The 23,981-nt window shown below is 60.4% G+C and carries 20 protein-coding genes and 1 tRNA gene; 17 read left to right on the top strand and 4 right to left on the bottom strand.

Going from position 1 to position 23,981, the window contains the following annotated elements:
- Positions 1-3 precede the first annotated feature (3 nt).
- From leuD to BN1079_RS05525, 12 genes are all read left to right on the top strand, one after another.
- Complete coding sequence (gene leuD, locus BN1079_RS05580) at positions 4-651, top strand: 3-isopropylmalate dehydratase small subunit (protein ID WP_037022935.1); 648 nt, start codon at positions 4-6, stop codon at positions 649-651.
- 95 nt (positions 652-746) lie between these two features.
- Positions 747-1,829: a 3-isopropylmalate dehydrogenase gene (leuB, locus tag BN1079_RS05575; RefSeq protein ID WP_037022934.1), complete on the top strand. Its 1,083-nt coding sequence runs from the start codon at positions 747-749 to the stop codon at positions 1,827-1,829.
- Between the two features lie 52 nt (positions 1,830-1,881).
- Complete coding sequence (asd, locus tag BN1079_RS05570) at positions 1,882-2,994, top strand: aspartate-semialdehyde dehydrogenase (protein ID WP_037022933.1); 1,113 nt, start codon at positions 1,882-1,884, stop codon at positions 2,992-2,994.
- A gap of 369 nt (positions 2,995-3,363) precedes the next feature.
- Positions 3,364-6,114, top strand: a complete 2,751-nt coding sequence (locus BN1079_RS05565) for a motility hub landmark protein FimV (RefSeq protein WP_037022932.1) — start codon at positions 3,364-3,366, stop codon at positions 6,112-6,114.
- A 2-nt stretch (positions 6,115-6,116) separates the two neighbouring features.
- On the top strand, positions 6,117-6,989 hold the full coding sequence (gene truA, locus BN1079_RS05560; RefSeq protein WP_037022930.1) for a tRNA pseudouridine(38-40) synthase TruA: 873 nt from the start codon (positions 6,117-6,119) through the stop codon (positions 6,987-6,989).
- A gap of 63 nt (positions 6,990-7,052) precedes the next feature.
- Positions 7,053-7,676, top strand: a complete 624-nt coding sequence (locus BN1079_RS05555; RefSeq protein ID WP_037022928.1) for a phosphoribosylanthranilate isomerase — start codon at positions 7,053-7,055, stop codon at positions 7,674-7,676.
- 224 nt (positions 7,677-7,900) lie between these two features.
- Positions 7,901-8,794, top strand: coding sequence for an acetyl-CoA carboxylase, carboxyltransferase subunit beta (gene accD / locus BN1079_RS05550; protein WP_037022927.1), 894 nt, complete (start codon positions 7,901-7,903; stop codon positions 8,792-8,794).
- On the top strand, positions 8,791-10,080 hold the full coding sequence (gene folC / locus BN1079_RS05545; protein ID WP_037022926.1) for a bifunctional tetrahydrofolate synthase/dihydrofolate synthase: 1,290 nt from the start codon (positions 8,791-8,793) through the stop codon (positions 10,078-10,080). Before accD ends, folC begins: the two co-directional genes overlap by 4 nt.
- Before the next feature lie 4 nt (positions 10,081-10,084).
- Entirely contained in the window at positions 10,085-10,711 is a 627-nt protein-coding gene (locus BN1079_RS05540) for an SPOR domain-containing protein (RefSeq protein ID WP_037022925.1), read from the top strand.
- A 291-nt stretch (positions 10,712-11,002) separates the two neighbouring features.
- Positions 11,003-11,515, top strand: coding sequence for a CvpA family protein (locus tag BN1079_RS05535; protein WP_037022923.1), 513 nt, complete (start codon positions 11,003-11,005; stop codon positions 11,513-11,515).
- 85 nt (positions 11,516-11,600) lie between these two features.
- Positions 11,601-13,106: an amidophosphoribosyltransferase gene (purF, locus tag BN1079_RS05530; RefSeq protein WP_037022922.1), complete on the top strand. Its 1,506-nt coding sequence runs from the start codon at positions 11,601-11,603 to the stop codon at positions 13,104-13,106.
- Positions 13,107-13,152: 46 nt separating this feature from the next.
- Positions 13,153-14,364 carry an O-succinylhomoserine sulfhydrylase gene (locus BN1079_RS05525; RefSeq protein WP_037026635.1) on the top strand — a complete coding sequence of 404 codons (1,212 nt, stop codon included), beginning with the start codon at positions 13,153-13,155 and terminating at the stop codon, positions 14,362-14,364.
- 150 nt (positions 14,365-14,514) lie between these two features.
- Here the strand turns inward: BN1079_RS05525 and gspD are convergent, their stop codons facing one another.
- Together gspD and BN1079_RS05515 are read right to left on the bottom strand one after the other, a co-directional pair.
- Entirely contained in the window at positions 14,515-16,770 is a 2,256-nt protein-coding gene (gene gspD / locus BN1079_RS05520) for a type II secretion system secretin GspD (RefSeq protein WP_037022920.1), read from the bottom strand.
- Positions 16,770-17,393 (bottom strand): type II secretion system protein N, encoded by a 624-nt coding sequence (locus tag BN1079_RS05515; RefSeq protein ID WP_037022919.1) that lies wholly within the window; start codon positions 17,391-17,393, stop codon positions 16,770-16,772. Before BN1079_RS05515 ends, gspD begins: the two co-directional genes overlap by 1 nt.
- A gap of 327 nt (positions 17,394-17,720) precedes the next feature.
- Here BN1079_RS05515 and BN1079_RS05510 point away from each other — a divergent pair.
- The 5 genes from BN1079_RS05510 (at position 17,721) to BN1079_RS05490 (ending at position 21,590) form a co-directional block, all read left to right on the top strand.
- A tRNA-Asp gene (locus BN1079_RS05510) sits at positions 17,721-17,797 on the top strand.
- Between the two features lie 149 nt (positions 17,798-17,946).
- The gene (locus BN1079_RS05505; protein WP_037022918.1) at positions 17,947-18,687 is read left to right on the top strand and encodes an SIR2 family NAD-dependent protein deacylase; all 741 of its coding nucleotides are present in this window, start codon (positions 17,947-17,949) and stop codon (positions 18,685-18,687) included.
- 280 nt (positions 18,688-18,967) lie between these two features.
- Positions 18,968-20,407 (top strand): cytochrome ubiquinol oxidase subunit I, encoded by a 1,440-nt coding sequence (locus tag BN1079_RS05500; protein ID WP_037022916.1) that lies wholly within the window; start codon positions 18,968-18,970, stop codon positions 20,405-20,407.
- Positions 20,408-20,409: 2 nt separating this feature from the next.
- Positions 20,410-21,417, top strand: a complete 1,008-nt coding sequence (gene cydB, locus BN1079_RS05495) for a cytochrome d ubiquinol oxidase subunit II (RefSeq protein ID WP_037022915.1) — start codon at positions 20,410-20,412, stop codon at positions 21,415-21,417.
- A gap of 23 nt (positions 21,418-21,440) precedes the next feature.
- Positions 21,441-21,590 (top strand): DUF2474 domain-containing protein, encoded by a 150-nt coding sequence (locus tag BN1079_RS05490; protein WP_037022914.1) that lies wholly within the window; start codon positions 21,441-21,443, stop codon positions 21,588-21,590.
- A gap of 301 nt (positions 21,591-21,891) precedes the next feature.
- On the opposite strand, the gene BN1079_RS05485 is transcribed toward BN1079_RS05490, so the two are convergent.
- The gene (locus BN1079_RS05485; RefSeq protein WP_037022911.1) at positions 21,892-22,932 is read right to left on the bottom strand and encodes an AraC family transcriptional regulator; all 1,041 of its coding nucleotides are present in this window, start codon (positions 22,930-22,932) and stop codon (positions 21,892-21,894) included.
- Positions 22,929-23,933, bottom strand: a complete 1,005-nt coding sequence (locus BN1079_RS05480) for a carbon-nitrogen hydrolase family protein (protein ID WP_037022908.1) — start codon at positions 23,931-23,933, stop codon at positions 22,929-22,931. Before BN1079_RS05480 ends, BN1079_RS05485 begins: the two co-directional genes overlap by 4 nt.
- Between the last annotated feature and the right edge of the window lie 48 nt (positions 23,934-23,981).

Raw genomic sequence — 23,981 nt, 5'->3', positions numbered from 1 at the left:
AGCATGAGAGCATTTACCCAACACACCGGCCTGGTCTGTCCGCTGGATCGCGCCAATGTCGATACCGATCAGATCATTCCAAAGCAGTTTCTGAAGTCCATCAAGCGCACCGGCTTTGGTCCGAACCTGTTCGATGAGTGGCGTTACCTGGATGTCGGTCAGCCGAATCAGGACTGCTCCAATCGCCCGCTTAACAAGGATTTCGTGCTGAACTTCCCGCGTTACCAGGGTGCCAGCGTGCTGCTGGCTCGTGAGAACTTCGGTTGTGGTTCGTCCCGTGAGCATGCGCCATGGGCACTGGATGAATACGGCTTCCGCACGATCATCGCGCCAAGCTTCGCCGACATCTTTTACAACAACAGCTTCAAGAACGGCCTGCTGCCGATCATCCTCACCGAAGCCGAGGTGGATGAGCTGTTTGAGCAGGCAGAAGCGACCGAGGGCTATCAGCTCACCGTTGACCTTGAGGCCCAGACCGTGACCCGTCCGGATGGCAAGCAGTACGCTTTTGAGGTCGATGCCTTCCGCAAGCATTGCCTGCTCAACGGTCTGGACGATATCGGTCTGACCCTGCAGGACGCCGACGAGATTCGAGCGTTTGAAGAAAAGCACCGTCAGAGCCAGCCCTGGCTGTTCGGCGCCATCAAGTGAGATAGGGCGAGGGTGGATGACACGTCATCCATCCCCCAGCAGATTTAGGTGGATGACGGAAATCCTCTTCCACCCCACAGAAATTGAGGAATGCAATGAGCAAGCAGATTCTGGTTCTCCCTGGCGACGGTATCGGCCCGGAAATCGTGGCCGAAGCGGTCAAGGTGCTGCAGCTGGCTAACGAGAAGTACTCGCTGGGCTTCGAGCTGGCCCACGACGAGCTGGGCGGGGCGGCCATCGACAAGTACGGTGTACCGCTGGCCGACGAGACTCTGGAGCGCGCCCGCAATGCCGATGCCATTCTGCTTGGCGCCGTGGGCGGCCCGAAGTGGGACGCCATCGATCCAGCGATCCGCCCCGAGCGCGGCCTGCTGAAGATTCGTTCGCAGCTGGGCCTGTTCGGCAACCTGCGTCCGGCACTGCTGTATCCGCAGCTGGCCGAGGCGTCCAGCCTGAAGCCGGAAATCGTCGCCGGTCTGGATATCCTTATCGTGCGTGAGCTGACCGGCGGCATCTACTTTGGCCAGCCACGCGAGAGCAAGGTATTGGAAAATGGCGAGCGCATGGCTTACGACACGCTGCCGTACAGCGAGAGCGAGATTCGTCGGATCGCCAAGGTCGGCTTCGACATGGCTATGGTGCGCAACAAGAAGCTGTGTTCGGTGGACAAGGCCAACGTGTTGGCGTCCAGTCAATTGTGGCGCGCGGTGGTTGAGGAGGTGGCCAAGGATTACCCGGAAGTCGAGCTTTCTCACATGTACGTGGACAACGCTGCCATGCAGCTGGTCCGCGCGCCCAAGCAGTTCGACGTGATGGTCACCGACAACATGTTTGGCGACATTCTCTCCGACGAAGCTTCTATGCTGACCGGCTCCATTGGCATGCTGCCATCTGCGTCGCTGGATGCTACCAACAAGGGTATGTATGAGCCCTGCCACGGCTCCGCGCCGGATATCGCTGGCCAGGGCATAGCCAACCCGCTGGCGACCATTCTTTCGGTGTCCATGATGTTGCGTTACAGCTTCGGTCAGGCGGCAGCGGCGGATGCCATCGAACAGGCGGTCAGCAATGTCCTGGATCAGGGCTTGCGCACCGGTGATATCTGGTCGGAAGGTTGCACTAAGGTCGGTACACAGGCGATGGGCGATGCAGTAGTCGCGGCGCTCGCGAAGTTGTAATCTCTTGGCCCGCTTTCATACGGGCGGGTCAATTTATATAGGTGTAGTTGCGATGAAACGTGTAGGTCTGATCGGTTGGCGCGGTATGGTCGGTTCCGTGCTCATGCAGCGGATGCTGGAAGAGCGGGACTTCGACTTGATCGAGCCCGTGTTCTTCACCACCTCCAATGTTGGTGGCCAGGGGCCCGCCATTGGCAAGGACATTGCGCCGCTGAAGGACGCCTACAACATCGATGAGCTGAAAGGCCTTGATGTGATTCTGACCTGTCAGGGTGGCGACTACACCAATGAGGTCTTCCCCAAGCTGCGGGAAGCCGGCTGGAAAGGCTACTGGATCGATGCTGCTTCGGCCCTGCGCATGCAGGACGATGCGGTAATCGTGCTTGATCCGGTGAATCGTCGCGTGATTGACCAACAACTCGACGCCGGCACGCTCAACTATGTCGGCGGAAACTGCACTGTCAGTCTGATGCTGATGGGGCTGGGCGGCCTGTTCGAGAACGGTCTGGTCGAGTGGATGAGCGCCATGACCTATCAGGCGGCGTCTGGTGCTGGTGCGCAGAACATGCGTGAGCTGATCAGGCAGATGGGCAGCATCAACGCGGCGGTGGCCGACGAGCTGGCCGATCCGGCCAGCGCTATTCTGGAAATCGATCGCAAGGTTGCCGAATGCCAGCGTTCGGAAGCTTTCCCCGTGGATCACTTCGGTGTGCCGCTGGCCGGCAGCCTGATTCCCTATATCGACAAGGAGCTGCCCAACGGGCAGAGCCGCGAAGAGTGGAAGGCGCAGGCTGAGACCAACAAGATCCTCGGGCGTTTCAAGAACCCGATTCCGGTCGATGGTATCTGCGTGCGCGTTGGCGCCATGCGCTGCCACAGCCAGGCGTTGACCATCAAACTGAACAAGGATGTGCCGATCTCGGATATCGAGGGCATGATCAGTCAGCACAACCCCTGGGTGAAACTGGTTTCCAACCATCGTGATGCGAGCATGCAGGAGCTGAGTCCGACTGCTGTGACCGGTACTCTGAGCGTACCGGTAGGGCGGCTGCGCAAGCTCAACATGGGCTCGCATTATCTGGGGGCGTTCACCGTCGGTGATCAGTTGCTCTGGGGTGCGGCCGAACCGCTGCGCCGCATGCTGCGCATTCTGCTGGAGCGATAAGATCCTGCGGAAAACAAAAAAGCGCCATGGCTTTGCCATGGCGCTTTTTTTATATGTGAAGTCGTTCGACAGTTTCTCGGCGTCTTTGGGCAGAATGCCATCTCGTATAGGGGCGATGCCTTTGGTGTTGGCAACGGTGTTAATCCAATTTGTGGATTGTGTCTGATAACGCGGCAAAAGGCGCAGGGGCAACCCTAAGCAGTCCGGGCAGTTATTGATAAAACACTATCTGTAAAAGATACTTGCTGAAAATTCGAAGAAATTTTCTAGCTGTCGACATTGTTCAGGCTTGTTGCTGTTGGGGACTGTCCTCGCAGTGTTTACAAGACCCTCTCGAAAGTCCGAGAAAGCAAAACAAGGGATTACATAATGGTTCGGGTTCGCAATCTGGTGCTGGCAATCGCGGCTGCTACTGCTCTGACATCCGAAATGGTTTATGCGCTGGGAGTGGGAGAGGTCACGCTGAAGTCGGCGCTGAATCAACCCTTGGTCGCTGAAATCGAACTGCTCGATGCGAAAACCCTGGCTCCAGGGGAAGTGGTTCCGGGGCTGGCATCTGCCGAGGACTTCAACCGGGCGGGTATTGATCGTCCGTACTTTCTGACCGACCTGACTTTTACCCCTGTTTTGCGCCCGGACGGCAAAAACATTATCCGGGTTTCGTCGACCAAGCCGGTTCGCGAGCCCTACCTGAATTTTCTCGTCGAGGTCCTTTGGCCAAGTGGCCGCTTGCTGCGTGAGTACACGCTGCTGCTGGATCCGCCACTCTATTCTCCAGAGACCGCAGCGGCCGTCGCGCCTCAGCTGCCAACTGCCGCTCCTGTTGTTCGGCCGACCGGAGCACCACGCGCAACCTCACAGGCGGCGCCGGCTCGTTCGTCTACTGGCGCTTCCTCAGCAGGTAATGAATACAAGGTCGCTTCGAACGACACACTCTGGGAAATCGCCGAGCGCACACGGCAGGGCGGTACGGTCCATCAGGCAATGCTGGCCATTCAGGACCTGAACCCGGATGCCTTCATCGGCGGCAACATCAATCGGATGAAAAACGGCCAAGTGCTGCGCCTGCCCAGTGCGGAGCAGATCGCCAGTCGCTCCCAGACCGAAGCTATCGAGCAGGTCGCTCAGCAGAATGCCAGCTGGCGCCAGGGGCGTGCTCAGCCTGTCAGTGAGCGCCAGCTCGATGCCCGCCAGCGTAGCGCAGCGGGTGCGGCGCCATCGCGTAGCGAGACGGGTGACAGCCTGCGATTGGTAGCACCGGAAACCGGCAGGTCCACAGCAGGCAGCGACACCGGCACCGCTGCCGACGCCAAAGCGCTGCGCGACCGGCTGGCAACTGCCGAAGAGAGTCTCGACTCCAGTCGTCGTGAGAACCTTGATCTGAATGACCGCTTGAAAGATCTCGAAGGTCAGCTGGAGAAGCTGCAGCGGCTGATGCAGCTCAAGGATGACCAGCTTGCCAAACTGCAGGCCCAACTGGGTGCCGAGCCCGTTGGTGAAACTGCTGCGCCAGAAGAGGCTGTGGTTGCTAGTGGGTCTGCAGAGGCCGAAGCGCCGGGCGCAGATATTGCCACCGAACCTGAAGCCGCTGAACCCGAAACAGAGGTTACTCCAGTCGCGCAAGAGCCCGAGTCTGCTGCAAAGCCTGCGCCTGCCGCTGCGCCAGCACCGGCTACTCCCGCGGCGCCTCCGGCAGAACCAGTAGCCGATAGCTACCTCCAGCAATTGATGGCTAACCCATTGCTGCTCGCCGCGCTGGGCGGAAGTGCTCTGTTGCTGCTGCTGGTCGCGCTGATGGCCGTGTCTCGCCGTAACGCCATGAAGGAAGCCGAGTTGCAGGAAAGCCTGCTGGCCGATAGCGAGCCGGACAACCTCTATGTCGAGAAGCCGGCTCTTGCGGTTGCCGACCTTGAGGTCACCGATAACCAAGTGGTCGCTCCGGCTTCTGACGATGCGCTGGATTCCATTGCTGGCATGGCCAATGACCCGATTGCCGAAGCCGATATCTACATTGCCTATGGCCGCTTCAATCAGGCCGCCGACCTGCTACAGAACGCTCTGAACGACGAGCCCCAGCGAACTGATCTGCGCCTGAAGCTGATGGAAGTCTATGCCGAGCTTGGCGACCGCGATGGATTCGCTCGGCAGGAAGCCGAATTGCGAGACATCGGCGGCTCTTCGGCAAGCATCGATCAACTTAAGTCCCGCTATCCGGCAATGGGCTTCGGGGCTGTGGCCGGCGTTGCCGCTGCGGGTACAGCCGCAAGCGATTTCGACAGCTTCAATCTGGATGATTTTGAGTCAGATCAGCCTGCGCCTGCTGCAGCTCTGGACCCGGACGATGCTTTTGATCTGAGTCTGGATGACCTGCAGCTGGATGATGATTTTTCGGCGACAGCTGCACCAGTCGCTGAACCTGCTAAGCAGCAGCCGGATGCACTGGATGAGCTGAATTTCGATGATCTGAACCTCGAGACCGAAGCAGACACGCAGCCTGCTGACGATTTCTCCTTTGAGCTGGACGAGCTTTCCAGCCCTGTAGCTGACGCCTCCCTGGCAGACGAGTTGGAGAGCTTCTCCCTGGAGCTGGATGAAGAGCTGCCAGCTGCAACGGAGAGTGAATTCAGCCTGGACGAGGTGCTCACTGAGCCTGCTGCTGGTGTGGAGCAGCCTGCGGACTCCTTCGATTTCGATCTGCCTGAGCTTGAGACCGAGCAGTCTGCGAGTATGCCCGACGAATTTGATCTTTCCCTGGATGATGAGCTGAGCGAAAATGCGCAGCCGGAAACCTTTGCCGCGGAACTCGATGAGATAGAAGCCGAGCTAGGCGATATTTCACGGGATCTGGAAGAGCCGCTCGACGTGCCGCAAGTCGGTGACGAACCGGCTCCGACAAATCTGGCGGCCGCGCCTATTGGCGAATCGTCCGATGACATGGGCGATGATGACTTCGACTTCTTCGCTGAAACCGATGAAACCACCACCAAGCTGGATCTGGCTCGCGCTTATATCGACATGGGAGATGCCGAAGGTGCGCGCGATATTCTCGACGAAGTGATGGTAGAAGGCAGCGACACACAGCAACAGGAGGCGCGCGAGATGCTCGCCAAACTCGCCTGAATATGATTGAAGCAGTACCTGAAGCGGCAGCCACATCGGCTGCCGCTGGCATTTCTAGGATCGCCCTTGGCGTCGAATACAAAGGCTCGCGCTATCGTGGCTTTCAACGCCAACGTGATGGCGTGCCCTCCATCCAGCTTTCCTTGGAAAAAGCACTTAGCAGGGTCGCTGGCGGTCACTCCGTCACCTTGAGCTGCGCCGGACGCACCGATGCACTGGTTCATGCCTGCGCTCAGGTGGTGCATTTCGACACTCCGGTTACGCGCTCGATGCACGCATGGGTGATGGGTGCGAACATGAACCTGCCGGGAGATATCAGCGTGACCTGGGCCAAGGAAATGCCCATGCATTTCGATGCGCGATTCAGTGCAATGGCCCGTCGCTATCGCTATGTCATTTACAACGACCAGATCAGGCCGGCACACCTTGCAGAAGAGGTGACCTGGAATCATCGCCCGCTTGATATCGAGCGTATGCGCGAAGCGTCCAGGGTATTCGTCGGTACCCACGATTTCAGTGCATTCCGTGCGCGCCAATGCCAGGCGAAATCGCCGATCAAGACCGTTCATCATCTTGAGTTGCTCCAGTACGGTCGGCTCATCGTTCTCGATATTCGGGCCAATGCGTTTCTGCATCACATGGTGCGCAACTTTGCCGGCGTGCTGATGACCATCGGAGCGGGCGAGCGTCCGGTGGAATGGGCGCGGGAAGTGTTGGAAACACGCGTCAGGCGTACTGGCGGGGTGACCGCGCATCCCTATGGGCTGTATCTGGTCCAGGTGGATTATCCCGAAGAGTTCGAGCTGCCCGAGCGCTATCTCGGGCCGCATTTTCTTTCAGGTTTACCTGATGTGCGGGTTGAACCGGCACGATGATGCTACTTGCAGCAGGCGGCGCTTTTGTTACCATCCGGAGTCTTTTCTCGCGGGTACCTGCCGTTGCCTATCGTCCGTAGCAAGATATGTGGGATCACCAATGTCGCAGACGCGCTTGTGGCTGCTGAGGCCGGAGCGGACGCTATCGGCCTGGTCTTCTACAGCAAAAGCCCGCGTGCTGTGAATGTCGTCCAGGCGCGTGAAATCATCGCTGCGCTGCCTCCCTTTGTGACTACCGTCGGATTGTTCGTCAACGCATCCCGTTGTGAAATCAACGAAACCCTCGATGCGGTCGCTCTGGATATGCTGCAGTTTCACGGAGATGAAACTCCGGCCGATTGCGAAGGCTTTCACCGGCCCTGGTACAAAGCGCTGCGGGTACGGGCTGGCGAAGATATCTGTGCTGAAGTGGCGCGCTATGCCGGGGCAAGCGCGGTTTTGCTTGATACCTTTGTAGAAGGGGTGCCGGGTGGGACGGGCGAGATATTCGACTGGTCGCTGGTGCCGGCCAATTTGCCCAAGCCGTTGATTCTGGCCGGTGGGCTGACACCGCAGAATGTGCAGCAGGCGATTGAGCGCGTGCGCCCGTTCGCGGTGGATGTCAGCGGTGGCGTTGAATTGCGCAAGGGAGTCAAGGATGCCGCCCGTGTGCGTGAATTTGTTAGGCAGGTTCGCGCCAGTATGTGACGAGCGGGGAGTCCCTGCCGTCCAGTTACCATTCGCAGGTTGGCGGATCCTTCTGTTTGATGGATGCCCGTCGACTATGACGAGGCTGAGTTTTAGCGACGGCGCCGTGTGGTGCATCGCCCAGGCGACGCAGTGAACTCCGATTGGAGGCTGGTCGCGATGATGAATCCGCCTGATGCGTGCAGTGCTACGCGCGGGACTGACAAGCTGTGGAGAATAAAAGCATGAGCAACTGGCTGGTAGACAAGCTGATCCCTTCGATCATGCGTTCGGAGTCGAAGAAAAGCACGGTACCTGAAGGGTTGTGGCACAAGTGCCCCTCCTGCGAGGCGGTCCTGTATCGCCCTGAACTGGAGAAAACCCTGGATGTCTGCCCCAAGTGCAATCATCACATGCGTATCGATGCGCGCTCGCGCCTGGATATCTTCCTCGACAAGGAAGGGCGTGAAGAGATCGCCGCTGATCTGGAGCCGGTCGATCGACTGAAGTTCCGCGACAGCAAGAAGTATAAGGATCGCCTGAGCGCAGCCCAGAAGCAGACCGGTGAAAAGGATGCGCTGATCGCCATGCGCGGCACCCTGATGAATAATCCGGTGGTGGCTTGTGCCTTCGAGTTTTCCTTCATGGGTGGCTCCATGGGAGCCATCGTCGGTGAGCGCTTTGTACAAGCGGCCAACGTGGCCCTTGAGCAGCGCTGTCCGCTGGTCTGTTTCTCGGCTTCCGGCGGTGCGCGGATGCAGGAAGCACTGATTTCCCTGATGCAGATGGCCAAGACCTCGGCAGTGCTGGCCCGCATGCGTGAGGAAGGCCTGCCGTTCATTTCGGTTCTCACCGATCCGGTTTACGGTGGTGTGTCGGCCAGCCTGGCAATGCTTGGTGATGTGATCGTAGCCGAACCCAAAGCGCTGATCGGCTTCGCCGGCCCCCGCGTGATCGAGCAGACCGTACGCGAGAAGCTCCCGGAAGGCTTCCAGCGAAGCGAATTCCTGCTCGACCATGGCGCCATTGACCTGATCATTCCGCGTGCCGAGCTGCGCACTCGTCTGGCTCGCCTTCTTGCTCAGCTGCAGCGCCTGCCGTCCGTTGGCGAGCCCGCTCTGGTAACGGCTGGCGCATGACCCCGCGACATCTGCAGGACTGGCTCGAGTATCTTGAGCGACTGCATCCCACGGCCATAGACATGGGCCTTGATCGCTGCCGGGCGGTGGCGACAAGGCTTGGGTTGACGAGGCCGGCTCCGCTGGTCGTGACCGTTACCGGTACCAACGGTAAAGGCTCGACCTGCGCTTTTATCGCGCAGATGCTGGCAGGGCAGGGCAAGAGCGTGGGTGTTTACAGCTCGCCGCACCTGCTGCGCTACAACGAGCGCGTGCGTATTAATGGCGTGGAAGCCTCCGACCAGGCGCTGTGCGACGCCTTCGCCGCGTTGGAGGCAGCGCGCGGCGAAACCTCCCTTACCTATTTTGAGATGGGCACGCTGGCGGCTTTCTGGCTGTTCGAGCGCGCGGCGCTGGATGCCGTGGTCCTGGAAGTAGGGCTCGGTGGTCGTCTCGATGCGGTGAACCTGGTCGATGCAGATGTAGCGGTCGTGACCAACATTGGTCTGGATCATGCCGATTGGCTGGGCGACAGTCGCGAAAGCGTCGGCTTCGAGAAGGCAGGGATCTTGCGCGCCGCGAAGCCTGCCGTATGCGGTGATCTAGAACCGCCTTCGTCGCTGGTCGAGGCTGCAGCCGCGCTGAAAGCGCCCTTGCTGTTACGCGGTTGCGGGTTCGATCTGCAGGTCGAGCAGGACTGCTGGCATTGGCAGGGCCGTGATGGTTCTGGTCAGGCGCTGGAACTATGTGATCTGCCATTGCTAGACCTGCCTCTGGAGAACGCGGCGCTGGCATTGCAGGCTTTCGCTTTGCTCAACCTGCCCTGGCAGCCGGAATCGCTGGTTGCAGCATTGCTGGCCACGCGCGTAGTTGGCAGGCTTGACCGTCGGCTGATCCAGTACAAGGGCCGCGAACTGCCGATCCTGCTGGATGTCGGGCACAACCCTCACGCCGCAAGCTATCTGGCGCGGACGCTGCAACGGTTGCCACTGGCCGGGCGGCGGCTGGCAGTATTCGGTCTGCTGGCGGACAAGGATCTGCCCGGTGTGATCGAGCCTTTGCTGCCTGCGGTTGCCGACTGGGCCGTTGCGCCCCTGGCCATCCCGCGTACACGTTCTGCAGCACAATTGAACGAGGCGTTGAAGGAACGCGGAGCGTCGGTCACTATCTATTCCTCTGTATGCGAGGCGCTCGACGCGCAGTGTGACCAGGCGGTTGCCGGGGACGAAATACTGCTGTTCGGGTCTTTTTATTGCGTGGCCGAGGCGCTGGAATGGCTCGAACGGCGTACGTCAGGTCGAGGATAGGGCATTGGTAGATAAGGGACTGTTGCAACGAGTCGTTGGGGCACTGGTGCTGCTGGCACTGGCAGTGATCTTCGTGCCGATGCTGCTCAATCGGGAAGATGAAGGCCCCCAGGTGAGCATGGACGCACCGGCGATGCCTGAGACTCCCGCAGCGCCGGTTATCGAGCCGCAGCCGGTCGAAGTGCCGACTCCTGAGAGCGAGCCGTTCCCGGAAGACTACGAAATCATCGAAGAGGCGCCGGTAACGCCTGTCGAGACTCCGACAACCCCGATCGAGCCCGCTCCGGCCCTTGCCGAGCCACCGGTTGCACCTGCAGTACCTCAAGCGTCACCGGCCCCTAGCGCCCCGCCAGCTGCCGCAGCTCCGGAACAGCGGCTGGATGCAGCCAATCTGCCGGTCAGTTGGTCGGTGCAACTGGCCAGCTTGTCCAGCCGCGAAAATGCCGAAAGCCTGCAGAAGACCCTGCGCTCCCAGGGCTATAACGCCTACATACGCACCGCGGGCGGAATGAATCGGGTGTTCGTAGGGCCGTTGATCGAACGAGCGGAAGCCAACCGCTTGCGCGACGTGCTGCAGCGTCAGCACAAGCTCGATGGGTTCGTTGTTCGCTTCGAGCCAGAGAAGCGTTAAGCCCGCTAGTTCCAGTGAGCGCTACGTATCTCTTAGCGGCACGATCAGGCTGGATGTGATTCCTTTGTAAGAGTGGACCACGCCCGCGAGCGGAGCCCAGGTTTCGATGCGGTTCGCTTCACGGGCATAGCCCGCTCCCGCGGAAAGTGGCAGATCGTACTGCAAGCCTTATCGGGCCGTACTTCATGCCTCAAGCAGGATGCAATTGCGGTACAGCTTTTTCAACGAGCTGTTACTCCTCGGCAATCGCTCTGCTAAAATGCGCTGCTTTTCCCCCTGACAGGAAACCCCGTGACGTTCACCTGGGTCGATTGGGCGATTGTCGCCGTTGTAGTCATCTCCAGCCTGATCAGTTTGAAGCGCGGTTTCGTCAAGGAAGCGCTTTCGCTGTTCACCTGGATCGTCGCTGGTGTGGTTGCCTGGATGTTTGGTGGTGCGTTGTCCCACCATCTGGCCGAATACATCAGCACGCCTTCGTTTCAGGTCATCGCGGCTTGCGCAATCCTGTTTGTCGTTACGCTGCTGGTGGGTGCTCTGATCAACTTTTTGATTGGCGAGCTGGTTCGAGTGACCGGGCTATCGGGTACCGATCGTTTTCTTGGAATGGTTTTTGGTGCGGCGCGTGGCGGGCTGCTGGTCGTGGTGCTGGTTGGCCTGCTGAGTCTGGCCCCGGTCCATCAGGATCCCTGGTGGCGCGAGTCGGCATTGCTGCCGCATTTTCTGTTGATTGCCGACTGGTCGAAGAACCTGATCATCGGGTTCGGTAGCCAGTGGATGACCGGTTCGCTCGACACCCCCGGTTGAGACGAACTTTTTTACTACGGTCCGCCGTCAGGTTTGCGCCTGGCGTCCTGATTGGATCAGCCTGTAATAACTGAGAGGTTCCTGCATGTGTGGCATTGTCGGCATTGTCGGTAAGTCGAACGTCAACCAGGCGTTGTACGACGCACTCACCGTACTGCAACACCGCGGGCAGGATGCCGCCGGCATCGTGACCAGTGACGGCGACAAGCTGTTTCTGCGTAAGGACAATGGTCTGGTTCGCGATGTCTTCCATCAGCGCCACATGCAGCGCCTGATAGGCAACATGGGCATCGGCCACGTCCGCTATCCCACCGCGGGCAGCTCTACCTCCGCGGAGGCGCAACCTTTCTATGTCAACTCGCCCTACGGCATCACCCTGGCGCACAACGGCAACCTGACCAACGTTGATCAGCTGACCAAGGAAATCTACGAGTCGGATCTGCGTCATGTGAACACCAATTCCGATTCGGAAGTGCTGCTCAACGTCTTTGCCCATGAGCTAGCAGTGCGCGGCAAGCTGCAGCCCACCGAGGAAGACGTCTTCGCTGCGGTGACCAAGGTGCACGACCGTTGCGTTGGTGGTTATGCGGTGGTGGCGATGATTACCGGTTACGGTATTGTCGGCTTCCGCGATCCCAATGCGATCCGCCCGATTGTCTTCGGCCAGCGCCACACCGAGGATGGCGTCGAATACATGATTGCCTCCGAAAGCGTGTCGCTGGATGTGCTGGGCTTTACCCTGATCCGCGATCTGGCTCCCGGCGAGGCCGTTTATATTACCGTCGACGGCCAGCTGCACACGCGCCAGTGCGCACTCAATCCGCAGTACGCCCCATGCATCTTCGAGCACGTCTACCTGGCGCGTCCGGACTCGCTGATGGACGGCGTTTCGGTTTACAAGGCGCGGCTGCGCATGGGCGAGAAACTCGCCGAGAAGATTCTGCGCGAGCGGCCCGAGCACGATATCGATGTGGTGATTCCGATTCCCGACACCAGCCGCACGGCAGCGCTGGAGCTGGCCAACCGCCTGGGCGTCAAGTTCCGCGAAGGCTTCGTCAAGAATCGCTACATCGGTCGGACCTTCATCATGCCCGGCCAGGCTGCACGCAAGAAGTCGGTGCGGCAGAAGCTCAATGCCATCGATCTGGAGTTCCGCGGCAAGAATGTGATGCTGGTGGACGATTCCATTGTGCGCGGCACGACCTGCAAGCAGATCATCCAAATGGCCCGTGAGGCTGGAGCGAAGAACGTTTATTTCTGCTCCGCCGCACCTGCTGTCCGCTATCCGAACGTCTATGGTATCGACATGCCTAGCGCCCACGAGCTGATTGCTCACGAGCGCACCACCGAAGAGGTTGCCGAACTGATCGGTGCCGACTGGCTGGTCTATCAGGATCTGGAAGACCTGGTGGAGGCGGTAGGCGGCGGCAAGGTGAAGATCGAACGCTTCGATTGCGCGGTCTTCGACGGCAAGTACGTCACAGGTGATATCGACGCAGACTATCTGCATCGGATCGAGCAGGCGCGCAACGACCTGAGCAAGAGCCAGGCCGCAGTCAGCAGCGCCATCATCGATCTGTACAACAACTAATGTGAATGAGCGCCAGATGGCGCTCGTTCCCCAGTGGGATGAAATCATGACTGATGAATGGGACGCCGGCCGGCTGAATAGTGATCTTTCCGGCGTTGGCCTGGACACGCTGGCTGTGCGCGCCGGCCAGCACCGCACGCCAGAGGGTGAGCACGGCGAGCCGCTGTTTTTTACCTCCAGCTATGTGTTTCGCAGTGCCGCCGATGCGGCGGCGCGCTTTGCCGGTGAAGTGCCGGGTAATGTCTATTCCCGTTACACCAACCCCACCGTACGTGCCTTTGAAGAGCGCATTGCCGCTCTGGAAGGGGCCGAGCAGGCGGTGGCAACTGCTTCGGGCATGGCCGCAATTCTCGCCACGGTGATGAGCCTGTGTTCGGCCGGCGATCATGTGCTGGTGTCGCGCAGCGTCTTTGGGGCCACCGTGTCGCTGTTCGAGAAGTACCTGAAACGCTTCGGGCTCGAAGTCGATTACGTACCGTTGGTCGATGTCGCTGCCTGGGAGCCTGCCTTCAAGGCCAATACCCGTCTGGTATTCGTCGAATCGCCGTCCAATCCGCTGGCCGAGCTGGTGGATATCGAGGCGCTGTCGCAGCTGTGTCACGCCAAGGGTGCGATGCTGGCGGTGGACAACTGCTTCTGTACGCCGGTCCTGCAGCAGCCGCTGGCTCTGGGTGCCGATATTGTGATTCATTCGGCGACCAAATATATCGACGGCCAGGGTCGCTGCCTGGGTGGTGTGGTCGCCGGGCGTGCCGAACAGATGAAGGAAGTGGTGGGTTTCCTGCGCACTGCAGGCCCAACTCTGAGCCCGTTCAACGCTTGGGTTTTTCTCAAGGGTCTGGAAACCCTGCGTCTGCGCATGCAGGCCCATTGCGCCAACGCTCTGGCACTGGCCGAGTGGTTGGAGCAGCAGCCGGGTATCGAGAAGGTTTACTACGCAGGCCTTGCCAGTCATCCACAGCACGAACTGGCCAAGCGGCAGCAGAAAGGCTTTGGCGCCGTGTTGAGTTTCGATGTGGCGGGGGGCAAGGAAGCTGCCTGGCGATTCATCGATGCGACCCGACTGGTTTCCATCACGGCAAACCTGGGTGACAGCAAGACGACTATTACCCATCCGGGTTCCACTACCCATGGCCGCCTCTCGGCAGAAGAGCGCGCTACGGCGGGAATTCGTGACAGCCTGATCCGCGTCGCCGTGGGGCTGGAAGACCTCGAAGATCTCAAGGCAGACTTGGCCCGGGGGCTGGCCGCGCTCTGACAGAAAGCGGGCCTGTCGGGCCCGCAGCTGTTTTGCGGGATGGGACTTGTCCGAGTTTTTGCCGGCTGGACGTCAGGTAAAGCTCGGGGACAAGTTCGCTACCCTTCGTAACTTTCAGGGCTCAGTATTGCTCCGAGTACCGAGCGCCTTTCAACGCCCTCTCAGTTGTACGACAAAGCCATCCAGCCTCTGCTCTTCGGATAGCTGAGCCCGCAAGCGATTGGCTTCGCTGCGTTCGCTGACCGGGCCGGCGAATACGCGATGCAGGCCGGAGCTGCTCTGCACATATGCATCGAAGCCTTCGGCGATCAGCCGGTCGCGCAGCGCTGCCGCATTTTCGGCATTTCTCATGCTGGCCAGCTGCACTGCCCAGCCCGTTCTCGCAGGCGCAGACTCCGTTGTACGAGGCGCAGCAGGGGTAAAGGCTGGCGCACTCGGCTGGGCGGCAGAGCCGCTACTGCGCCCTGCAGACTCGGGACGCAAGTCGATGGCAGGCGCCGGCTGGCCTTGGCCATCGAACAACCTTTCGGGTGTTGAGGGTAGGATGCTTGGGCTGCCGGATCCGGTCTCGATGACTCTGATGTCGCTGTATTTCTTCCCGGCCAAGGCGGCCTGTCCGGCGCGGTCGCGGACCACCGTGGGACGCAGGAACACCATCAGGTTGCGCTTGATATGGGTTTCCTGGGTCGAGCGAAACAGTGCGCCCAAAAACGGAATATCACCCAACAGCGGCACCTTGGAGTCGGTGCGGGTCACGTCATCCTGAATCAGTCCACCGAGCACGATCACCTGACCATCCTCGGCAAGGATGGTGGTCTTGATCGAGCGCTTGTTGGTGACCAGGTCGACCGCCTGTGCGGTCAGGCTGGCGCTGGGCGCGATGGAGGAGATTTCCTGCTCTATCTGCAGGCGCAGCGTAGCGCCCTCATTGATGTGTGGCGTAACCCTGAGCGTGACACCAATATCTTGCCGCTCGATGGTGGTGAAGGGATTGTTCGCCCCTGAGGCATCGGTGGTATAGCTGCCGGTCTGAAAAGGTACGTTCTGACCGACGAGGATTTCCGCCTCCTGGTTATCCAGTGTCAGCAGGCTGGGCGTCGACAGCAGGTTGCTCTTGCTGTTGGCCGACAGCGCGGTGATCAGCGCGCCGAAGCTGCGCGTGCCTATACCGATGATGGCGCCGTCGGGCAGGTTGCTGGGAATTTCGTTGTCGTTGATCGCGTTCAGCACGCGACCGATGGAGAGCCCGGTATTACCGAAGCTCACACCGCCGGCACCGCCCGCACTGCCGCGGCCATCGATTGCCCACTGTACGCCCAGTGCATCGGTGATATCGCCGGAGACCTCGACGATGGCCGCTTCGACCATAACCTGCGCGCGCGGGATATCGAGTTGGCGAACGATGGATTCGAGCATGCCGAGCAGCTCCGGCTCGGCCAGCATCACCAGTGCGTTGAGGCTTTCATCAGCGCGAATGAGGGTGTTTTGTGTGCGCCCGTTGATCATCTCGCCGTCGGCCGGCATGGCCAATGTTTCCGAGAAGTCGCCAAGGGTTTCGGCCAGGGATTTGGCATCGTTGTGACGCAGACGAATCACCCGGGTGTTGGCTGAGCGGGTGCTCGGGGTGTCCAGGGTTTTCGCCAGGCTGGCGAGCTTGCGCCGGGCCTGCTCTGGCCCGGTAAAGATCAGCCGGTTGGTGCGTGAGTCGGCGATGATCTGAGAGCCAGCGGTATCCTGGGCTTCGCCGCGGGCAAGGGTATTGCGCAGGACTTCCGCGATGTCCGTAGCCCAGCCGTATTGCAGATCGACGATGCTGTGATCACCGGTCTGGGCACGATCCAGCTCGCGGATCAGCTGCTCCAGGCGAGCAATATTGGCGCTGCGGTCGCTGATAATCAGCGCGTTGGCCGAGCTGACAGCTGCCAGATGGCCATATTGCGGAATCAGTGGACGTATTTGCTCGATCAGCTCGCTGACCGGGGTGTGCTGCACCTGGATGAGCCGTGTTTCCAGCAGGGCGCCGCCGCGTGGTCCGCCGCCGGCTTCGGTCTTGGCCTCGTCATTCGGCACGATGCGCGCCACGTTGCCCTGAGTCAGGACGCTGTAGCCGTGGGTGGCCATCACGGAGAGGAAGAGCTGGTAAACCTCGGCCAGCGACAGGGTGGTCGATGAAACTACGCTGACCTGGCCTCGAACACGGGGGTCGACGATGAAGGTCTGTCCGGTGAGCTGGCTGATATGGTCCACGAACGCGCGGATATCGGCGTCCTTGAGGTTGATCGTCCAGCCATCCTGCTGCGCTTCGGCTGGAGCGCTGACAGGTTCGGCGGCTAATGCCGGCAGGGGTGCGCAAAGTAGCCCAGCGGCAACTAGGGCGATGAGCGAGCGAGAGGAATAAGGCGGCATCAGTCATCTTCCGTGGCGGGTTGATCAGCGGGCGCGTCCTCGGTCGGCGCGGTATCGCCCCCCGTCTGCTGATGGAGGGCGTCGAGCTGTTGTTGCAGCATCTCTACTTGCGGGTCGGGCTGCTCCGCTGGTGTGGCTTGTTCACTGTAGTCCGTCTGAGCCGGGGCGGAGCGCGTGCTGGGGAAAAGCAGCGTCTCGATCTGGCCGTCGCGCAGCACATCGACCCTGTCGGGATAAACGCTGTGAAGGCTCAGGCCGGGTTCGAGCTCTTCGCCAATCCGGTAGAGCTGAGGTGGGTGGCCTGCTCGCTGAACGATGGCAGTGGAGCGAATGGGGTCGGCGTGCACGAAGCTGCCATGCAGGGTCAGTTCAGAGCCTGATGAGGTCTGCTGGGTTTGGGCGCGCTCGGGTGGAGCGCCAAACAGGCTTTCCATACGCTGAATGTCCAGCGCCATATCGGCGGACTGGCTGGTGCCGGAGGTCGCAGTGGGCGGAGTGTGCTCAAGCTGCAGCCACTCATTGATACGGCCGGCGAGATAAAGGCCGAACAGCAAAAGGATGACCGCGCTCACGATCAGCGGCGCATGCCGGTTTGCCTTGTGCAGTGCCGTGGGGAAAGCCAAGCGGGTGCTCCGTAACCGGGTTCTAACAACCCGTGCCAGCAGCAGGGCGCTGGCGGGGCGTGCGGGCATCGCTGGCGGTAGCGTGAACAGAATCTAGATCACTGCGTGAACACCAGGGCATGCCAGTGCAACTGACTGTTTTTCCGGAAAAAGGTGCCCGATTGAGGTTGAATTCCGGTTGTGATCGCAAAAGGCCGTTGTTTCCAATAAAAAAGCGTCCGGGCTGTTGACTTGATCCGAGGGGATGCGTAAATTGCGCGCCTCACGGGGTGATAGCCAAATGCAACGCAGGGCAGCCTTGTGATCGGACGCAAGTCCGGCCGACGCGCAGTGGTAGTTCAGTCGGTTAGAATACCGGCCTGTCACGCCGGGGGTCGCGGGTTCGAGTCCCGTCCACTGCGCCATATCAAAAGCCCTTGAGCGAAAGCTCAAGGGCTTTTTCGTTTCTGCTCGGTTGGCAACGCGCTTCAGGCGGTTGCCAATCCAGGCGCCTACCGTATCGAGCCGGCAGTGCGGCATCATCTGCAGTACACCCTGAACTGCGGAGGACACTATGACGACTCTGGCACTAGCCGCTGAGGCGCTGAAGGCGGCGGATCGGATCGTAGTGCTGACTGGCGCCGGTGTTTCAGCGGAAAGCGGCGTCCCGACCTTTCGTGATCCACTGACCGGGCTCTGGCGCCGATTCGACCCCATGGAGCTGGCCAGCGCTCAGGCCTTTAGCCGCAATCCGGCCATGGTGTGGGGGTGGTACGAGTGGCGGCGAATGAAAGTCATGCAGGCCCAGCCGAACCCGGCTCACCGGGCGCTTGCTCGATTGGCCGAGCGTAAGCCGGAAATGATCTTGATCACCCAGAATGTTGACGACTTGCATGAGCGCGCGGGGAGCGACAGGGTCATTCACCTGCATGGCTCGCTGCAGCAGCCGCGCTGCTTTGCCTGTGCCCGGCAGCCCGCAACAGCGCTAGCGACGCCCAATGAACCAGAGGAGGGTCGCGCAGTGGAGCCGCCGCGCTGCCAGCATTGCGGCGGCCTATTGCGTCCGGGTGTTGTCTGGTTTGGCGAATCGCTTCCGCAATCAGCCTTGGCAAGCGCATTCAAAGCAGCGCAGGAGGCTGAGTTGCTGATGGTGGTGGGCACCTCGGGCGTGGTCTATCCGGCGGCTGAATTGCCGGCCATAGCCCGCCGGGCAGGGGCAAAGATTCTGCACATCAATCCACAGCTGGAGCTGGAGGCGGGCGATTGGGGCATCGAAGGCTTGGCTGGTGAGGTACTGCCTCAATTGATCGGCTGAACCTCGGTGGCTTAGCCGATAGCTGTTCATGCTGGCCCGGTCGCAGCAGTCTGTATAAGCGCGCGTCGCCAGGTTCCGGTGTGGGCGGCGGCGTGGTGCCCTTTGCTTGGATTTAGCAAAGATGTTCTGGCCGGTTCTGGCTTTACGTATTCGCTGTTATTCCCGCGCTTGTCTTCCCAGGGCAGCAAAGGGATATCCGGTAGATCCGCATTTGCGCTGCACCCTCGCGGTTTTCCGCTGTCAGTAATGCCTAGACGGTTCACTGACGAGGGAGATGGCAATGTTTGGTTTGGAAGCGCTTGAGCTTGCGCGTATCCAGTTCGCTTTCACCATTTCCTTTCACATTATTTTCCCGGCGATCACCATTGGTCTGGCGAGCTACCTGGCAGTGCTGGAGGGGCTGTGGCTCAAGACCAGGCGCGAGGTGTACCGCGACCTCTATCATTTCTGGCTGAAGATATTTGCCGTCAATTTCGGCATGGGTGTGGTTTCCGGCATCGTCATGGCGTATCAGTTCGGAACCAACTGGAGCGCCTTTTCCGAGTTTGCCGGCAGTGTCACCGGCCCCTTGCTGACCTACGAAGTGCTCACGGCATTCTTTCTGGAGGCCGGCTTCCTCGGCGTGATGCTGTTTGGCTGGAATCGGGTTGGGGCGGGGCTGCACTTCTTCTCCACTGTCATGGTGGCGATCGGCACGCTGATTTCGACCTTCTGGATCCTGGCGTCCAACAGTTGGATGCATACCCCGCAGGGCCACGAAATCATTGACGGCATCGTGGTGCCGGTGGACTGGTTTGCGATCATCTTCAACCCTTCGTTCCCGTACCGCCTGGCGCATATGGCAATCGCGGCGTTTCTGGCGACTGCGTTTATGGTGGGTGCCTCGGCTGCCTGGCACCTGCTGCGCGGCAAAAACAACTCGGCCATCCGCAAGATGCTTTCCATGGCCATGTGGATGGCGCTGATCGTGGCGCCGATCCAGGCGCTGGTGGGTGACTTTCACGGCCTCAATACCTTGGAGCATCAGCCGGCGAAGATCGCCGCCATGGAAGGGCATTGGGACAACTCCGAAGGCGGGCCGACGCCGCTGATATTGTTCGGCTGGCCGGACATGGAGCGCGAGGAGACCCGCTTCAAGGTGGAAATTCCTTATCTGGGCAGCCTGATCCTCCAGCACAGCCTTACCGAGCCGGTGCCGGCGCTAAAAGATTTCCCGCCGGAAGATCGTCCCAACTCGACCATCGTGTTCTGGACCTTCCGCATCATGGTGGCGCTGGGGCTGCTGATGATCGCTACCGGCGTGTGGAGCCTGTTGCTGCGTCGTGGCGGCAGGCTGTTCGAGTCGCGACCGTTCCTGTGGTTGGCGCTGTTTATGGGGCCGTCCGGGCTGATCGCGATTCTGGCCGGTTGGTTCACCACGGAGATCGGTCGGCAGCCGTGGATCATCTACGGGTTGATGCGCACATCCGAGGGTGTTTCCAGCCACAGTGCCGAGCAGTTGGGGCTGACGCTGGCCCTGTTCGTGCTGATCTATTTCGCGGTATTTGGCATCGGCATCATCTATGTGCTGCGGTTGATCGCCAAGGGGCCGGTGCCGCACGAAGGCAAGAGCAAGGGCGTCGGTGGTCCCGGCGAGCAGCGCACGCCGGCGCGGCCTATCTCGGCAGCGGATGAAGCGATTTCGCACGAGCAGGGCGACGATCTGGGGGAGAGGAACTGAATATGGGCATCGACCTTTCGCTGATCTGGGCCGTGATTATCATCTTCGGGATCATGATGTACGTGGTGATGGACGGCTTCGACCTGGGTATTGGCATTCTCTTCCCGTTCCTTGCCGACACCTCCGAGCGCGACGTGGCCATGAATACTGTAGCGCCCGTCTGGGACGGCAACGAAACCTGGCTCGTACTTGGAGGTGCCGGACTGTTTGCCGCTTTTCCGCTGGCCTATTCGGTCGTGTTGTCGGCGCTCTACCTGCCGATCATCTTTATGCTCATGGGGCTGATCTTTCGCGGCGTGGCCTTCGAGTTTCGTTTCAAGGCCAATGCCGATCGACAGCACATCTGGGACAAGGCCTTTATCGGCGGCTCGCTGGTGGCAACCTTTTTTCAAGGTGTGGCACTGGGCGCGTTCATTCACGGTTTTCCGGTGGAAGGCCGCGCCTACGCCGGCGGGGCGCTGGACTGGCTGACGCCGTTTTCGGTGTTCTGCGGTGTCGCGCTTATCGTGGCCTATGCCTTGCTGGGCTGCACCTGGTTGATCATGAAGACCACCGGCGATCTGCAAAGGCGCATGCATGACATCGGCATTCCGTTGGTCTGGGCCCTGCTGGCGGTAACGGGCATCGTCAGCATCTGGACGCCACTGACTCACCCGGACATTGCCGAGCGCTGGTTCAGCATGCCGAACCTGGTGTTCTTTATGCCGGTGCCAATCCTGGTACTCCTGTGCACTTTCGGGCTGCTTCGGGCGATCGCGCGATACGCTCACTATTCGCCGTTCCTGCTGACCCTGGCTCTGATCTTTCTGGGCTATAGCGGGTTGGGCATCAGCCTTTGGCCAAACATCATCCCGCCTTCCGTGACCATCTGGGAGGCTGCCGCGCCGGCCGAGAGCCAAGGTTTCACCTTGGTCGGCGCGTTGCTCATCATTCCGATCATTCTGGTTTACACCGCCTGGAGCTACTACGTGTTTCGCGGCAAGGTCAGCCCTGATGACGGCTATCACTGATTTGCACCGCCATGGAGCAACGCATGCCTGAAAAACACTCTGGTGGTGCAAGGCCGCTTTGGCAGCGGCTGGCCTGGCTGGTGACGCTCTGGTGCGCCAGCGTGCTGGCGTTAGGCGGGCTGGCGTGGGTGCTGCGTCAGTTCATGGCCGCCGCCGGGCTGACCACGCCTTGAGCGAAATCATGGATCTGTCATCAAGACTGGTCACAATGGCACGGACCTTGTAGTACCCAGGGTGAAGAACTAAAACCCCTTATGAGGATTCCGCTATGGATGACTATTTGGACGAGCTACTGGAATTGCGCGCCGCCGAGCAGGACGTGCTGGAGCCGGCCGAGGATGCCTTCGAGCTTTGAAGGGCCCAGCCCGGTTGGAGCGGACTTGTAAGGTAATAGAAGAGCTCGTGGACAAGTCCAGTTTTACAAAGTGAGCTTCCTCAGAAACACAGAGCAATCTGAACCGCACCTGCGTTCATTCAGGTATCGGCACGCCGCTGCCTGCGTCGAAATTCACCGGGCGTCTGCCCGCTCCAGCGTTTGAACGCGCGCTGAAAGGCTTCCGCTGAGGAAAAGCCGAGCAGCCAGGCGATTTCACCGAAGGCCAGCTCGGTGTCGCGGATGTACGACATGGCCAGGTCGCGACGGGTGTCGTTGAGGATGGTTCGATAGCTGCTGCCTTCCTCGGTCAGTCGTCGGCGTAGCGTCCAGGCCGGCAGTTGCAGCCGCTGAGCAATCTGTTGCAGGTCCGGCTCCTGGCCCTTGAGCATCTGCGCCAGCATCTGTGCGACGCGCTCGCTCAGGCTTGTGGTCCGGGTGAGTTGCTCAAGGGCCGTTTCACTCAACTCCAACAATTGCTGCCAGGCGCCCGGGCAGTGTTCAGGGTTGCGCAGTGCGAGGCTGGCCTTATCGAGTCGCAGTTGATTGTGTTCGCAACCGAACGCCACCTGCATTCCAAAAAACGCATCATGCCGGGCAGCGTAATCGGGACGATCGAATTCGATCATTACCGAACTGGCTTGTAACGGCTGCGCGGCGACGGCACACAGCTGCGTGATCCAGCTGGCCAGTACGGTATCCACGACGAAGCGGTTGTACTGGTTGTACGGGCTGATGGAATAGAAGCGCAGCCAGGCGCCCTCGGCATCCTCAAGAAACTCCGATGTGCCGCGGTAGTTGGAAGCGTATAAACGCTCGAAGCGGATCAGTGTCCGTGCGGCTTCACGTACGGTTGGCGCCTGGGTCGCAGCGATGCCCACGAGGCCAAGGTGGCCGGCCTTGCGCAATCGGCCCATATCCAGCCCCAGCGCAGGCTCGCCAGTCAGCTGGATGGCTGCATGGCCAAGGCGCATATAGCGGGGGATGGACAGCCGCGCATGGGGATCGGCCAGTCGCGCGCTATCCAGGCCGTAGGCGTGCAGCAGCGGCTGCGGATCTATATGTCGCTCGCGCAGGGCACTTTCCAGGCTATAGACGAAACCCACGGAAAGATCACCCAGGCGTATGCGCTGCGGCTTCATGGCCGCTCCGTCAGCCATAGGTTGCGTATCTGTACGGGCTCGTTATGAGTTCGGCGTGCAGGCTTTCGTGGCGAGCCGAGAAGGTTCCAGGGCAGGCCAAGGGTGCGTACGGCCATACGCGGAATGTCCGGGTTCTGCACTTGGGCTGCGCAATCGTCGGGGTCTTCAACTGCGCCCGGTACGGCCAGTAGCTCGGTTTGCGGCGGCATGCCGCGGGTGTGGGCATCGCAGCCGAGCAGAACCGTAAGGCGTCCAGCCGGGGTGTCTAGCACGGCACTCTGTTCGCTGACGGGGGCTTCGCTGTAGCGGCGCTCATAGCGGCTTAGGGACGTCTTGTAGTGCAGCGGGCTCATGGATTCGCCTTGAGGGCTGAAAACCAGACTGACCTGGCGCAGCGGCCCAATGTCGGTCGTCAGGCGGCCTGCTTGCAGGCGCGGTTCGGGCAGCACGATTGAGCCAGCCACCAGCGTCACGCCGTAGGTTCTGGCCAGGTCGGCAAAGATGTTCTGGTAGTCGTCGGCCATCTGCGCAGCCTTGATCCGCAGTACCGCTTCGGTGCGGCGATCTTCGCCGGTGTTGTCGAACTGGGCGCGCAGATAGTCCCAGGGATTACTCAGTGCCATCCATTGCATGGCATCACGCAGGGTGCGAGCCTGCTGAACCTCGGGCTTTTCACCCAATGCGAATAGCCCGGTGCCGACATGTTCGGGAAGCACGACGATGGTCCTTGGGCCGATCATTCCGGCGTCGCGTGCTTGATCGAGGTAGGTGGCGAACTTCAGTCGCAGACGGTCGCGGCTCTGGTAGTCGGCTGGTTGCAGGTACACCTCGATGCCGAGCAGGTTGCCCGCTGTCGATGGCTGTCCTTGGCTTTCGATCGGAAGCGTGCGCAAGTCGGACAACAGCGGGCCGCTTCGGCGGTCAGTGGTCCAGTTCAGGTAAACCACCAGAGCCACGAGGCCAAGCAGGGTCAGTAGAAGCGGTTTGATGGGGAGACGCATGCGTGTGGGTTTTGCTGGTTTGATAGGGCGAGACTAGCGGCTAGGGTA

Source organism: Pseudomonas saudiphocaensis (assembly GCF_000756775.1).
In the GTDB taxonomy this organism is placed as follows: Bacteria; Pseudomonadota; Gammaproteobacteria; order Pseudomonadales; family Pseudomonadaceae; genus Stutzerimonas; species Stutzerimonas saudiphocaensis.
Note: the sequence above shows the minus strand (reverse complement) of the source record. Positions and strands in the feature narration are given on the sequence as shown.